This is a genomic window from Oceanisphaera sp. W20_SRM_FM3 (assembly GCF_052119705.1).
Lineage (GTDB): Bacteria > Pseudomonadota > Gammaproteobacteria > Enterobacterales > Aeromonadaceae > Oceanimonas.
Genome location: NZ_JBGQOP010000011.1, coordinates 40047 through 54222, shown reverse-complemented (window position 1 = coordinate 54222; position 14176 = coordinate 40047). Strand labels below are relative to the sequence as shown.

13 protein-coding genes are annotated in these 14176 nt (G+C 51.4%); 2 read left to right on the top strand and 11 right to left on the bottom strand.

What is annotated here, in order from left to right; translation table 11 throughout:
- Positions 1 to 289: 289 nt before the first annotated feature.
- The gene (gene mutS / locus ACEN2G_RS07945; protein WP_442020949.1) at positions 290 to 2947 is read left to right on the top strand and encodes a DNA mismatch repair protein MutS; all 2658 of its coding nucleotides are present in this window, start codon (positions 290 to 292) and stop codon (positions 2945 to 2947) included.
- A 149-nt stretch (positions 2948 to 3096) separates the two neighbouring features.
- Here the strand turns inward: mutS and rpoS are convergent, their stop codons facing one another.
- The 11 genes from rpoS to pyrG form a co-directional block, all read right to left on the bottom strand.
- Positions 3097 to 4074 (bottom strand): RNA polymerase sigma factor RpoS, encoded by a 978-nt coding sequence (rpoS, locus tag ACEN2G_RS07940; RefSeq protein ID WP_442020948.1) that lies wholly within the window; start codon positions 4072 to 4074, stop codon positions 3097 to 3099.
- A 60-nt stretch (positions 4075 to 4134) separates the two neighbouring features.
- The gene (locus ACEN2G_RS07935) at positions 4135 to 5130 is read right to left on the bottom strand and encodes a peptidoglycan DD-metalloendopeptidase family protein (RefSeq protein ID WP_442020947.1); all 996 of its coding nucleotides are present in this window, start codon (positions 5128 to 5130) and stop codon (positions 4135 to 4137) included.
- On the bottom strand, positions 5130 to 5711 hold the full coding sequence (locus ACEN2G_RS07930; RefSeq protein ID WP_442020946.1) for a YqaA family protein: 582 nt from the start codon (positions 5709 to 5711) through the stop codon (positions 5130 to 5132). Before ACEN2G_RS07930 ends, ACEN2G_RS07935 begins: the two co-directional genes overlap by 1 nt.
- Positions 5708 to 6340, bottom strand: a complete 633-nt coding sequence (locus ACEN2G_RS07925; RefSeq protein ID WP_442020945.1) for a protein-L-isoaspartate(D-aspartate) O-methyltransferase — start codon at positions 6338 to 6340, stop codon at positions 5708 to 5710. The genes ACEN2G_RS07930 and ACEN2G_RS07925 overlap by 4 nt, the downstream gene beginning before the upstream one ends.
- Positions 6341 to 6342: 2 nt before the next feature.
- Positions 6343 to 7089 (bottom strand): 5'/3'-nucleotidase SurE, encoded by a 747-nt coding sequence (gene surE / locus ACEN2G_RS07920; RefSeq protein WP_442020944.1) that lies wholly within the window; start codon positions 7087 to 7089, stop codon positions 6343 to 6345.
- Positions 7070 to 8134: a tRNA pseudouridine(13) synthase TruD gene (truD, locus tag ACEN2G_RS07915; RefSeq protein ID WP_442020943.1), complete on the bottom strand. Its 1065-nt coding sequence runs from the start codon at positions 8132 to 8134 to the stop codon at positions 7070 to 7072. Before truD ends, surE begins: the two co-directional genes overlap by 20 nt.
- Positions 8131 to 8607 carry a 2-C-methyl-D-erythritol 2,4-cyclodiphosphate synthase gene (ispF, locus tag ACEN2G_RS07910; RefSeq protein WP_442020942.1) on the bottom strand — a complete coding sequence of 159 codons (477 nt, stop codon included), beginning with the start codon at positions 8605 to 8607 and terminating at the stop codon, positions 8131 to 8133. Before ispF ends, truD begins: the two co-directional genes overlap by 4 nt.
- Before the next feature lie 232 nt (positions 8608 to 8839).
- Positions 8840 to 9580: a 2-C-methyl-D-erythritol 4-phosphate cytidylyltransferase gene (gene ispD, locus ACEN2G_RS07905; protein ID WP_442020941.1), complete on the bottom strand. Its 741-nt coding sequence runs from the start codon at positions 9578 to 9580 to the stop codon at positions 8840 to 8842.
- Positions 9577 to 9864, bottom strand: coding sequence for a cell division protein FtsB (gene ftsB, locus ACEN2G_RS07900; protein ID WP_442020940.1), 288 nt, complete (start codon positions 9862 to 9864; stop codon positions 9577 to 9579). The genes ispD and ftsB overlap by 4 nt, the downstream gene beginning before the upstream one ends.
- A 160-nt stretch (positions 9865 to 10024) precedes the next feature.
- Positions 10025 to 11326 carry a phosphopyruvate hydratase gene (gene eno, locus ACEN2G_RS07895; protein ID WP_442020939.1) on the bottom strand — a complete coding sequence of 434 codons (1302 nt, stop codon included), beginning with the start codon at positions 11324 to 11326 and terminating at the stop codon, positions 10025 to 10027.
- Between the two features lie 96 nt (positions 11327 to 11422).
- Entirely contained in the window at positions 11423 to 13060 is a 1638-nt protein-coding gene (pyrG, locus tag ACEN2G_RS07890; protein ID WP_442020938.1) for a glutamine hydrolyzing CTP synthase, read from the bottom strand.
- A 304-nt stretch (positions 13061 to 13364) separates the two neighbouring features.
- On the opposite strand from pyrG, the gene tenA reads away from it, so the two are divergent.
- Positions 13365 to 14033, top strand: coding sequence for a thiaminase II (tenA, locus tag ACEN2G_RS07885; RefSeq protein ID WP_442020937.1), 669 nt, complete (start codon positions 13365 to 13367; stop codon positions 14031 to 14033).
- The last annotated feature ends 143 nt before the right edge of the window (positions 14034 to 14176 follow it).

Here is a 14176-nt window from a genome sequence, read left to right as displayed (position 1 = left end):
ACGGCTTACCGCTGCCGAAGGTGAGCCCTTATCATCAAGATCTCTTTCAGATTTAATCACTATTTTTCCGTGCGCTCCGTGCTTCTCGCAATAAAGAGGCGTGGCAAAAAGGGGTTGCTCTGCTCTGCTTAGCTCTACCTTGGTGCTGGGCGCTTGGCGCTGCACTCAAGCAATATGCCTTAAAACCCAGTTGCTGGTACAATGCCGCCTCAAGTTTTGGCTGAGCGTTCGCTTGCCAGCGCTTGGCTTCATCATCAGTTTCATAAAGATATAAGGCATTGATTTTAATATGAATCAAGACAACTCTCCCCATACGCCCATGATGGTGCAATACCTTGCCTTGAAGGCGCAACATCCAGATGTATTGATGTTTTATCGCATGGGCGATTTTTATGAATTGTTTTTTGATGATGCTAAAAAAGCCTCGCGTTTATTGGATATTTCCCTGACCCAACGCGGCAAGTCTGGCGGTAATGCCATCCCCATGGCAGGCGTGCCGCACCATGCGGCTGAGAACTATTTAGCGCGCTTGGTACAGATGGGCGAGTCGGTGGCCATTTGTGAGCAAATTGGCGATCCGGGAGCCACTAAAGGCCCGATGGAGCGCCAAGTGGTACGCATTATTACGCCGGGCACCTTGTCGGATGAGGCGCTGTTGGTGGAGCGCCAAGATAATTGCTTGGCGGCCATTTTTCATGATGGTCAGCAGTTTGGCTATGCCATGCTGGACGTAAGCACGGGCCGCTTCGTATTAAATCAATTTGCTACGGAAGAAGCGCTCACCGCCGAGTTGCAACGCACGCAACCTGCCGAGCTGTTATATCCAGAAAGTTTTGCTTATTTTGCCGCCATTGAAGGGCGCAAGAGTTTACGCCGTCGCCCAGAATGGGAATTTGATTTAGATACGGCACGCACCCTGTTATGCCAGCAGTTTGGTACCCGTGACTTAATTGGCTTTGGTGTGGAGCAGGCCAGCACGGCGCTCTGTGCCGCCGGCTGCGTGCTGCAATACGTGAAAGATACCCAGCGCACCGCCATGCCACACATTAACCGCATTAGTCTGGAGCGCAGCCAAGACATGGTGGTGATGGATGCGGCTACGCGGCGCAATCTAGAGCTGACACTAAATTTATCGGGTACGGTGGAAAATACGCTGGCCGAAGTGTTAGATAATACCGCCACCCCCATGGGCAGTCGTTTACTAAAGCGCTGGATCCATCAGCCCAGTCGTAACTTGGAGGCACTCACTCGTCGCCAAGACAGCATCGCCTTGCTGATCGACCAAGGCCGCTATGAGGGCTTACGCTCGCCATTGCGCCAAGTAGGTGATATGGAACGTGGCTTGGCGCGTTTAGCACTGCGCTCGGCGCGGCCGCGAGACTTAAGTCGCTTGCGTTCGGCCTTGCAGGCGCTGCCAGAGATCCAGCAACAACTAGCAGACGCCAATGGCGCATGCCTAACGGCGCTGGCCGCCACCATTGGTCAATATCCGGAATTGGCCGAGTTATTAGAGATAGCTGTGGTGGATACACCACCTGTGCTGATCCGCGATGGTGGCGTTATTCGTGATGGCTATAACGCCGAACTGGATGAGCTGCGGGAATTGGCCGCCGGTGCCCATCGCTATTTAGAAGCCTTGGAGGCGCGAGAAAAAGCCGCCACCGGTATTTCGACGCTTAAAGTCGCCTATAACCGAGTGCACGGTTTTTATATTGAGGTGAGCCGCGCCAGCGCCGACCAAGTGCCGCTGCATTATGTGCGCCGCCAAACGCTAAAGAATAACGAACGCTTTATTATTCCCGAGCTAAAAGAGTACGAAGACAAGGTACTAAACGCCCAAGGCAAAGGCTTAGCGTTAGAGAAAAAACTCTACGAAGCGCTGCTGGATACGTTATTAGCGCAACTGCAGCCGCTACAGCGCAGCGCAGGTGCGCTGGCAGAATTAGACGTGTTTGCCAATTTGGCGGAGCGCGCCGACAACTTAAATTATTGTCGCCCTACTCTGACCGAGGACGAACTGATCGATATCGAAGCTGGTCGTCATCCGGTGGTGGAGCAGGTGATGAGCGAGCCCTTTATTGCCAACCCGCTTAACATGTCTGAGCAGCGCAAGATGTTGCTGATCACAGGCCCCAACATGGGCGGTAAGTCGACCTATATGCGCCAAACCGCGCTGATCGTGTTGATGGCGTATATGGGTTCGTTTGTGCCGGCAGAGAGTGCGCGCATCGGTAAGATTGACCGTATATTTACCCGTATCGGCGCCTCGGACGATCTTGCCTCGGGCCGCTCCACCTTTATGGTGGAAATGACCGAGACCGCCAATATCTTAAATAATGCCACCGGCCACAGCTTGGTGTTGATGGATGAAATTGGCCGCGGCACCAGCACTTATGATGGTTTGGCATTAGCTTGGGCCTGTGCCGATGCGTTGGCCAATCAGCTGCATGCCTATACCTTGTTTGCTACCCACTACTTTGAGCTCACCGAGCTGGCCGGCCTGTGGTCGGCGGTGGCCAACGTGCACTTAGACGCACTTGAGCACGACGATACCATCGCCTTTATGCACAGCGTGCAAGAAGGTGCTGCCAGTCGCTCTTATGGCCTGCAAGTGGCGGCGTTGGCGGGCGTGCCCAAGCCGGTATTAGCACTGGCGCGCACTAAACTCAGCGAGCTGGAAACCGGCCAATTATTAGCCGCCACTGAGCAGGCTAAGCGTGCAGGCACGGCTAAAAAGCCAAGTAAGTCTAAGCCTTCTGGCAACACCGAGCGCCAAGAGGTACAGGGTTCTTTGCCGCTATTTGAAGAGCCCGTTGTCGACAAGCTTGACCAACCGCTTGATGCGGCCTTATTACTGCTCGATGAAATAGAGCCAGATGAGCTCACACCGCGCCAAGCCTTGGAGCTGCTGTATCAGTTAAAACAAAAGCGTCAGGCGAAAATATAGCCCCGAGCGCCCAGCACCAAGCGGCGAGCCAAACAAAAAAGCCAGCACCGACGTGATGTCGGATGCTGGCTTTTTTGTTGCGGGCTGGCGCATTATTACTTTAGGTGGCGCCGTACTGCTGATTTAAGTGCGTATGGATAACTTAAGGATTAGTTATCGTAAAAAAGCGTATCCACACACAGGCCTTGCTGAGTGACGATTTCTTTTAGACGACGCAGCGCTTCCACTTGAATTTGGCGCACCCGCTCTCGGGTTAAGCCAATTTCTTGGCCTACATGCTCTAATGTGGATGCTTCATAGCCCAGCAACCCAAAGCGGCGCGCCAACACTTCACGCTGCTTAGGGTTAAGCTCACCTAACCAGCGCACCAAGCTGTTATTGATGTCGTTGTCTTGCAGCTCAGTTTCAGGATTAGTGTCGTTTTCATCGGCGATCACATCTAACAACGCCTTGTCGCCGTCACCGCCAATGGGCGTGTCGACCGAGCTGACTTTTTCGTTCAGCTTGAGCATGCGCGAAACATCACCCACGGGTTTATCGAGGGCTTGAGCAATTTCTTCGGCTGTGGGTTCATGATCCAGGCGTTGGGCTAACTCGCGAGCGGTGCGCAGATACACATTTAGCTCTTTTACCACATGAATGGGCAGGCGTATGGTACGCGTCTGGTTCATGATGGCGCGCTCTATGGTTTGGCGGATCCACCAAGTGGCATAAGTAGAAAAGCGAAAGCCGCGCTCGGGATCAAACTTTTCAACTGCGCGAATTAAACCTAGGTTGCCCTCTTCAATTAAGTCGAGCAGTGCTAACCCTCGGTTGTTATAACGGCGGGAGATTTTGACTACCAATCGTAAATTGGACTCGATCATGCGTTTGCGCGCAACTAAATCACCCCGCAGGGCGCGGCGAGCATATAAGACTTCTTCTTCTGCCGTTAATAACGGCGAAATACCAATTTCACCTAGATACAGCTGAGTCACATCTAAAGTGCGGCTGTTTTCGGCACTAATGGTGTCTTCGGTCTCAATCGTTTCTACACTTTCTTGCTCTCGGCTAAGCGTCGCGTCCGTTGCGTTGTTAGCGTCAAAATCCATGTCATCTGTTTGAGCTAATGCTTTACTGTGACTCATGGTTACTCTCCCTTTTTCCGGGGACTACCTGTCTCCCGGATGTTATTTTTGGCAGATAGGCTACCTTTTTGGCAGATAGCTCATCGGATTTACCGACGAACCCTGATAACGGATTTCAAAATGCAACCGTACATCAGTGGTATCACTACTACCCATATCTGCTATGTGCTGCCCTGCACTCACATCTTGTTGCTCTTTCACTTTAAGCACTTCGTTGTGCGCGTAGGCAGACAAATAATCATCATTGTGTTTGATGATGATCAGGTTGCCGTATCCACGTAGCGCGTTCCCTGCGTATACAACCTTGCCCGCTGCGGCGGCATTAATAGCTTGCCCCCTGCTGCCTCTAATATCTATGCCTTTATTACCGGTTTCAGCCAACGAGAAACCCGAGATCACGGGTCCTGTAGTGGGCCAACGCCATTGAATAGTCTTATTATTGGCGGCGGTTTTTTGTGCAGCCGTTCCAGCGTAAACTTTTCCGGGAGCAGCTGCAACTGGCTTAGTCGATTTTACCGTCTGCGTATTCTTAGCTGCAGGACCGGTTTTAGTTTGGGTAACCTGTATCTTGCCAGCAGGGATTGCAGCCCTGCGCGCCGGCTGCCCATTGCGAGAACTTGATCCGCCTTGCAGCGTCAGACGTTGACCGACATAGATGCGATAAGGCGGTTTTAAGCCATTTAACAGCGCCAAATCCGCGACTCTGCTATTTGAATTTCTCGCTATGCTATTCAGCGTATCGCCACGGCGCACTGTATATTGTGCCCGCTTAATCCCAGGCACATCTAGGCGTAGCCTTTGCCCAGGATAGATAGCATAAGGCGGAGCAATACGATTATGACGGGCTAGGCTTGGCACATCCGTCCCTGCCTGCCATGCAATGGAATACAAGGTATCGCCTCTGGCGACCACGTAATGGCTACCATTGGCTTGTATTTGCCCACGCGCATTAACGCCATACACAGGAGCCGGGCGGGAGGCAGAGCAGGCGCTCAGCAAGGTGATCAATACCAGATTGATACACCACAGCATTAAACAGCGGCTCTGCCTTAACATCAGTTTCTTAACATCAAATAGGCTACCACGGCGGCAACCACGCACACCCAGCCTAAGATATCGATGTAGCGCAGTAGTTTGGCTTCCATTGTAGGCCCGCCCCACTTCATGAGTCCTGCCACCAGATAGAAGCGCAAGCCGCGCCCCACTATGGAGACCAGTACAAACGGCAAAAACGCCATGCTTAGCATGCCGGCGGTGACGGTAAACACCTTATAAGGAATGGGCGTGAAGCTGGCGATAAAGATCACCCAAATGCCCCATTCATGAAACCATGCTTGAGCAAGCTCAATTTTTCCTTCATAGCCCATGGAGGCAATAAAAGGGGCGACCACAGGATCCCAGAGTGCATAGCCCAGTAAATAGCCAAAGGCGGCACCTAATACCGAGAAGAAAGTAGCCAAACCCGCATAATACCAAGCGCGATGCGGCTTAACTAAGGTCATGGGTGCCAGCATCACATCCACAGGAATCGGCCAGAAAATGGATTCAACAAAGCTATTTAACGATAAATAAAGCGGCGCATGGCGATGCACAGACCAAATCATCACCTGCTGATATAACCGAGAAAAAATCTTCACTCAAGATCGCCTTTCACTAACGGGACAAAGCGCACCGGTTCTAATTCGGTACGGATAAATTGATCACCATGGCGCTGATACAGCCACAGCGATTGTTGAGCTTGGCCAACGGGGATGACCATGCGCCCACCATCGGCTAATTGCGACAATAAGGCTTGGGGTGTTTCTTGGGCCGCCGCCGTCACCATAATGGCATCAAACGGTGCCTTACTGGCCCAACCTTGCCAGCCGTCACCGTGCTTAGTGGCCACATTATATAAATCGAGACGCTGTAACCGACGCCGCGCTTGATATTGTAAAGACTTGATCCGCTCTATGGTGCAAACCTGCTCTACCAATTGTGCCAATACGGCTGTTTGAAAACCGGAGCCGGTGCCCACCTCTAACACGCGTTTGGGCCTAGGGTTTTGCGCCAACAACACCTCAGTCATACGCGCCACTATATAAGGCTGGGAGATAGTTTGGCCAAAACCGATTGGCAAGGCGCTGTTATCCCACGCTTGGTGGGCCATGGCTTCATCCACGAACTGTTCTCTGGGTAAGCAAGCAATCGCCTGCAGCACAGCTTCGCTGGTTATTCCTTGTTGTTGCAGCAGGCTATAAAGCCGCTGTCCTGCTAACGTAAGCACCCTTATTCCACTTCCTTAAGCCAGCTGGTTAACGCCGCCATCTTGTCATGCGCCGTCATATCTATGGTGAGTGGTGTAATTGAGACATAGCCTCTTTCTACTGCGTCGAAGTCGGTGCCCTCACCTGCATCTTGAATCGCACCCGGTGGGCCTATCCAATACATAGGTCGGCCCCGAGGATCGAATTCTTTAAGTACGGGCTCAGAGCGGTGTCGATTCCCCAAACGAGTCACTTTGATACCTTGGATCTCGCTTAATGGCAAGTCAGGTACGTTCACGTTCAGTATTTGGTTGGTCGCCAAGGGGGCTCTTAATAGGCCCTGCACTAATAAACAGGCGTAATGAGCTGCCGTCTCAAAGTGGCGATCACCGCATAAAGAGATAGCCAGCGAGGGCAAACCTAAATGACGGCCTTCGGTGGCGGCCGCAACCGTGCCGGAGTAGAGCACATCGTCCCCCAAATTGGCACCGTGATTAATGCCCGCCACCACCAGATCGGGATCCGGATCCAGCAGACAATTGACCGCCCAGTGCACGCAATCCGTGGGCGTGCCCTTCACCGAATAGAAGCCGCTGTCGTCGAGTTTATCGGCGCGCAGCGGTACTTCTAGCGTCAAAGAATGACTGGCGCCGCTGCGATTGCGATCTGGCGCCACCGTCACCACTTCGGCAAACTCAGACAAGGCCCAACTTAAGGTGCGAATGCCCTTAGCATTCACGCCATCGTCATTACTCACTAGTATCTTCATGACCTTCACTATCCTTCACGAGTTCACGCACCACACTGGTGGCATAGCTGCCAGCCGGTAACCAAAACGATAACCGCAAACGATCACCGTCGAACTGCCAGCTCATCTCTTGAGGTTTAAGCAACAGCGGGCGACGCTCTTGCTTTAGGCCTTGGGCTTCTAAGCCTTCGCACAGATCTGCATGTTCACTGAGTGCTGCCTGCTCTAACTCGGCGGCGGCTTCAATACTTGGCAAACGACCACGGCCCCACAGGGGCGCACTTAAGCGCACGTCATCTGAATCAAAGCGCGCCTGCAGTGCTGCATCGAGTGGATTATCGTCATTAAGGGTGAAAAAAGACTGGGTGCCGGAGAGCATTAAACAATCGCCGGCCACGAGTTGCTCGCCCAAACCGGCGCTTAAACGCTGGCTGGCAGCCAGATTAAACAGATAACTGCGCGCCGCCGATAAATACATAGAGCGTTTATTGCGATCTTTGATTTTTTTGCCATTAAACATGGCGCGAGCTTGGTCGAGATTGCCAAAATGATGGCCAAAGCGTTGGTCGCCATAATAATTAGGCACGCCACGGCTAGCGATGGCGGTTAAGCGGCTTTCCAGCTCTACAGGATCGGTGACGGCTAAATTGTTTACGACAAGCTCAAACCAGTTGCCTTTAAGGGCGCCGATTTTTAGCTTCTTGTGATGACGCCCGCGGGCCAAAATTTGTACGTCACCATTCTCAAGGCTAGAAAAATTAGGCTCGGCCTTACCGGGTAAATGCACACCAAACCATTGCTCGGTCACCGCATGGCGGTCTTTTAAGCCCGCCCAAGTGACTTCACGCTGGGTCACACCTGCCACTCGGGCTAATTCGCGCGCTATCCACTGGGTATTTTGGCCGCGTTTACGAATGTAGAGCAAAATATGCTCGCCTTCACCACAAGGGGTAAAGCCTAAGTCTTCACGCACCTTAAAGTCTTCGGGTACGGTTTTTAAGCGGCCAGTGGCCGAGGGCTCGCCGTGCAGGTAATGCCATTCGTGTAAATTAGCCGTCGCTGTCATAGCTGCACCAACAACACCACGGCTTCTGCCGCTATGCCTTCTTTACGTCCTACAAAACCGAGCTGCTCGGTAGTCGTGGCCTTGACGTTGATAATGCTTACCGGTACTTGCAAGTCCGCGGCTATGTTAGCCTCCATCGCCTCAATAAAGGGCGACAACTTAGGCGCTTGCGCCAGCACGGTAATGTCTGCATTGGCCAAGGCGAAGCCGGCGGCTGCCACTTTATTGACCACATCGCGCAGTAAGATACGGCTGTCTACATCTTTATAGGCGGCATCGGTATCGGGAAAATGGCGGCCAATATCACCGGCGCCAATGGCGCCTAATAAGGCATCGGTCAGCGCATGTAAAATCACATCGCCGTCAGAATGGGCTAATAAACCTTGCTCATAAGGCACGGCCACACCGGCCAGAATGCAGGGGCCTTCACCGCCAAATTTATGCACGTCAAAACCGTGTCCAATTCGCATCATGATTGTAATCTCTGTTATCAGTTAAATACTGTGGTGTTACGCGGTACGTCACACGTTAAGGCAAGTTAAAAACCTATTTTTGCCACGGAATACACGGAAAAACACGGAACAATTAAGATGAGATAAGAACGAAAACCTCTAGGTGTTAAGATCTTATAAACCATAAGCTCTTTTCTCCTTTGAGCTAGCTCTTCGTCCGTGTGCTTCCGTGTATTCCGTGGCAAAGAAATCTTTAGCTCTGCTCTAAGAAAAAGCTCGCCAGTGCCAAGTCTTCGGGTCGGGTGATCTTAATATTGTCACTGCGCCCTTCTACAAGCTTCGGCCTAAAGCCCGCCCACTCCATGGCTGATGCTTCATCGGTAATGGTAATGCCAGCAGCCAACGCGCCCGTTAAAGCTTGGCGTAGGGTGTGGGTCGCAAAACACTGCGGCGTCAGTGCGTGCCAGAGATCATCCCGCGATACGCTGTTAGCAATAGCGGCGTGGCCATCGCCACGCTTCATGGTATCGCGCACCCGACTGGCTAAAATCGCGCCTTGAGCTTGGCGACCGGCATTGAGCACAGCATCGAGATCCGCGCCCTGTAAACAAGGTCGCGCCGCATCGTGTACTAATACCCAGTCGGTAGTAACAAATGCCAGAGCATTAAGCACCGTATCGGCACGCTCGGCACCGCCAACGACTTGCTTAATACGCGGATGTTGCGCCAAGGCTAAGTGCTCAAACCAACTGTCGAGGGGAGAGGTGGCGACAATAATAGTGCCGATGGCACTGTGCTCAAGTAAGCGGCTCAAGGTTTGTTCGAGTACTGTGCTACCCGCTAACGTTAAATATTGCTTAGGCCGGTCGGCGGCCATGCGGCTGCCAATGCCAGCGGCAGGAACTATGGCCGTATAGATCGGAGCCGTATAAATCTGTGCCGTGTCGATAAGGGCAATATCAAGCGGCGCCGTATTAAGAACAGGCTTGCTCATGGTTGTACTTTATCGGCCAGTAATAGGCGATAAAAGGTTTCGCCAGGTTTGATCATGCCTAAATCGTTGCGCGCCAGCTCTTCTACCGCCGCCAGCCCTTTATTAAGATCTTCAATCTCTCGATACAATAATGCATTGCGGGTGACCAACTGCTCGTTATCCTCCATTTGGCGATTAACGTAGCCTTGGGCTTCATGATATTCCGCCAAGCCGTTTTTGCCCCACCAGAGGTCGTATTGCAGGGTACATAATAGGCCGAGCAGTATTAGGGTAAGGATGCGCATTATTCCTCCACGAATAGGGCGCTAGTTTCCCATATTCAGACGCCAAACAAAAGAAACCCCGCTCTGGGCGGGGTTTCTAGTTTTGCATTGCTGAGCTTAATTAAAGCAGTTAAGCCTGCAGCGGCAGTATTATTGGCCGCAGACGACGCTTATATATTAATTACGCCTGACCTTTAATCTCAGACAAGCCATTAAACGGCGCCTTGCCGTTCAGCTCTTCTTCGATGCGGATCAGTTGGTTGTATTTAGCAACACGGTCTGAGCGGCTCATAGAGCCGGTCTTAATTTGGCCAGCACAGGTACCCACAGCCAAGTCGGCAATAGTGGTATCTTCGGTTTCGCCAGAGCGATGGGAAATCACCACTGTGTAACCGGCTTTTTGTGCCATTTGAATCGAGTTCAAGGTCTCGGTCAAGGTACCAATCTGGTTGAACTTAATCAGGATAGAGTTGGCGATACCTTTGTCGATACCTTCTTTCAAGATCTTGGTGTTAGTCACGAACAAGTCGTCACCTACCAGTTGGATCTTGTCGCCCAGTACCTTGGTCTGATAAGCGAAACCATCCCAATCTGACTCATCTAAGCCATCTTCAATCGATACGATTGGGTAGCGCTTAGTCAAGTCTTCCAGATAATGAGTAAACTCATTGGCGGTGAATATTTTGCCTTCGCCGCTTAGGTTGTAGTTGCCCTTGGCTTTATCGTAAAACTCAGAAGCCGCGCAGTCCATGGCCAAGGTAATGTCTTTACCCAGCACATAACCGGCTTGCTCAACGGCGGCTTTAATCGCCACTAATGCCGCTTCGTTCGACTCTAAATCTGGCGCAAAACCGCCTTCGTCACCCACTGAGGTGCTCAAACCTTTGGCTTTTAATACTTTGGCCAAGCTGTGGAACACTTCGGCACCCATGCGCAGCGCTTCTTTGATGTTTTTGGCACCAACTGGCTGGATCATAAACTCTTGAATGTCGACGTTGTTGTCGGCGTGCTCGCCACCATTGATGATGTTCATCATCGGCAGTGGCATAGAGTATTTACCTGGGGTGCCATTTAGCTCGGCAATCCACGCATACAAAGGTACGCCTTTAGACAAAGCAGCGGCTTTCGCTACTGCCAGAGAAACGGCCAGAATGGCGTTTGCGCCCAGCTTGGCTTTGTTTTCTGTGCCATCTAAGTCGATCATGATTTGATCGATTTCAGCTTGCTTGGTGGCATCTTTGCCAATCAGCGCCTTGGCGATAACACCCTGAATGTTATTAATGGCAACTTGTACGCCTTTGCCTAAAAAGCGTGACTTATCACCGTCACGCAGCTCAAGCGCTTCGCGTGAACCGGTAGAAGCACCTGATGGCGCGATAGCACGGCCCATAAAGCCGCCTTCTAAAAACACATCGGCTTCTACGGTTGGGTTGCCACGCGAGTCGATAACTTCACGACCTATTACTTTAATAATCTTAGCCATTCTCTAACTTCCTCTTAGTTGAAAGGTAAAAACGGGATCAAGCACTAAAAAATACGGCCGAGTCGAAGGTCTCTTCAACTCGGCCGTGATATTAGGTTATTCCAGCTCTCCCTGCTGATATTGGCCTGCCGCTTTAATAAAGCCGGTAAACAAGCCATGTCCATCTCTTGGTGTAGAGGTGAATTCTGGGTGGAATTGCGCCGCCACAAACCAAGGATGATCGGGGTTTTCAATGATTTCGACCAACTTCTTATCGGCCGAACGCCCCGTTACTTTCATACCCGCCGCTTCAATTTTTGGCAGCAGATGATTGTTTACTTCATAGCGATGACGATGACGCTCATAGATAGTATCTGAACCGTAGAGCGCATGCACCTTAGAACCTGGCTCCAAGTGACACAATTGAGCGCCGAGGCGCATGGTGCCGCCGAGATCCGACATTTCATCGCGCACTTCAACCACGCCTTCTTCATCTAACCACTCGGTGATCAAACCTACCACTGGATACGGGCTATCTGGCTCAAACTCTGACGAGTGAGCGCCTTCAAGGCCCACCACGTTACGCGCATACTCAATCAGCGCGATTTGCATACCGAGGCAAATACCTAAGTAAGGCACGCGATTTTCGCGGGCGAAACGCGCCGCCATGATCTTGCCTTCAATGCCACGCTGACCAAAACCGCCAGGTACTAAGATAGCGTCTAAACCATCAAGCAGGTTTTCACCTTTGGTTTCAAGATCTTGCGAGTCAATGTATTTGATATTGACCGTTAGGCGATTTTTTAAACCACCGTGCTTCAGCGCTTCGTTAACTGACTTATAGGCATCGGGCAGTTCGGTATATTTACCGACCATGCCGATAGTCACTTCGCCGGTCGGGTTAGCTTCTTCGTAAATCACCTGCTCCCATTCAGACAAGTCTGATGGCGGGCAATCCAGATTAAAGCGCTTCACCACTAACTCATCTAAACCCTGTGAGCGTAATAACGCCGGGATTTTGTAGATGGAGTCCACGTCTTTCAACGAAATAACGGCTTTTTCCAGCACGTTACAGAATAAGGCTATCTTGGCGCGCTCGTTAGCCGGAATAACGCGGTCACTGCGGCAAATCAAGATATCGGGCTGAATACCAATCGACAGCAACTCTTTAACAGAATGCTGAGTCGGCTTGGTTTTCACTTCACCGGCGGCCGCCAAATACGGCACTAAGGTCAGGTGCATAAATAAGGTGTTTTCACGCCCTACTTGCACGGCCAACTGGCGCAAGGCTTCCAAGAACGGCAACGACTCGATATCACCCACGGTACCGCCTACTTCGACGATCGCCACATCGTGCCCTTCGGCACCGGCAATCACGCGGTCTTTAATGGCATTGGTAATGTGCGGTATCACCTGAATGGTGGCACCCAAATAGTCGCCGCGGCGCTCTTTGCGCAATACGTCAGCGTACACACGGCCGGAGGTAAAGTTATTGCGACGAGTCATCTTAGTACGAATAAAGCGCTCGTAATGGCCCAAGTCTAAGTCAGTTTCGGCGCCATCGTCGGTCACGAATACTTCACCGTGCTGAGTCGGGCTCATGGTACCTGGATCAACGTTGATGTAGGGATCCAGTTTCATGATGGTCACATTAAGACCGCGAGCCTCGAGGATGGCGGCCAGGGAAGCGGCTGCAATGCCTTTACCCAGGGACGACACAACCCCACCAGTAACAAAAATATATTTAGTTGTCATGTAGAACCTGAAGAAGCTAGGGAACGGATGGAATATTGAATTCAAGACGGGGTGAAAGTATACGCAATAAGGCTTATCACAACAATGAAAACCTCGGCCCTTCGGGCAGCGGTCAGCTTTAAGCCGTCAGCTCTCAGTTAACTGATCTTAAGATCTAGAACTTTTTGACAGCTTAACGATGACGGCTTATAGCGGCCCTCAAGGCTTGATTTTGTAGAAATTATGTCCAGTATGAGTGCGGCTCTTCGTCTAGCGCGTGCGCTGCTTGGCAAGAGTCGATGGCACATTCACAAAAGGACAGGAAATGAGCTTTACCTTCGACGACTTAAAAAAAGATAACCGGCAGCCTTGGACCGGTTATATTCAGCACGACTTCGTGCGTCAGCTCGGTGACGGCACGCTGGCACCCGAGGCGTTTCGCCATTATCTCAAGCAAGATTATTTGTTTTTAATTCAGTTTGGACGCGCCTTTGCATTGGCCGCCTACAAGAGCCCGACGCTTTCGGACTTGCGCCACGCTAAAGCCGGTTTCGATGCCATTATCGACTTGGAATTAGGACTACACATCGATTATTGCCAGCAATGGGGCATTAGCGAGCAAGACTTAGCCGAGCTGCCTGAAGCAAGAGCAACCTTGGCTTATACCCGTTATGTATTAGATACCGGTAACCGTGGTGATTTATTAGATATGCACGTGGCCTTGGCGCCTTGCTTGGTCGGCTATGCTGAAGTGGCGCGCTGGTTAATTGAACAGCCAGGTACTGTGCGCGGCGAGAATAATCCGTATGAAGCTTGGATTGCCATGTATGAAAGCCCTGAATTTCAAGCAGCCGCTCAAGCCGAGCGCGTTTGGCTCAATGAACGCTTGAAAGATGTCACACCTGTCCGCTTTAAGCAGCTCAGCCGTATCTTTAATGATGCGACGCGCCTAGAAATCGATTTCTGGGGTATGGGGCTCCATCAACAGATGTAAGCTGGGCTGTGAGGTGTGAGGTGTGAGGCAAAACACTTCACTTAAGCTAAGCACCAAACGTAAAAAATCCCTGCTCATAGAGATGCTGTCAAGCTAACGTCACTTAAGTAATAGTCACTTAAGTAATAGTCACTTAAGCAACA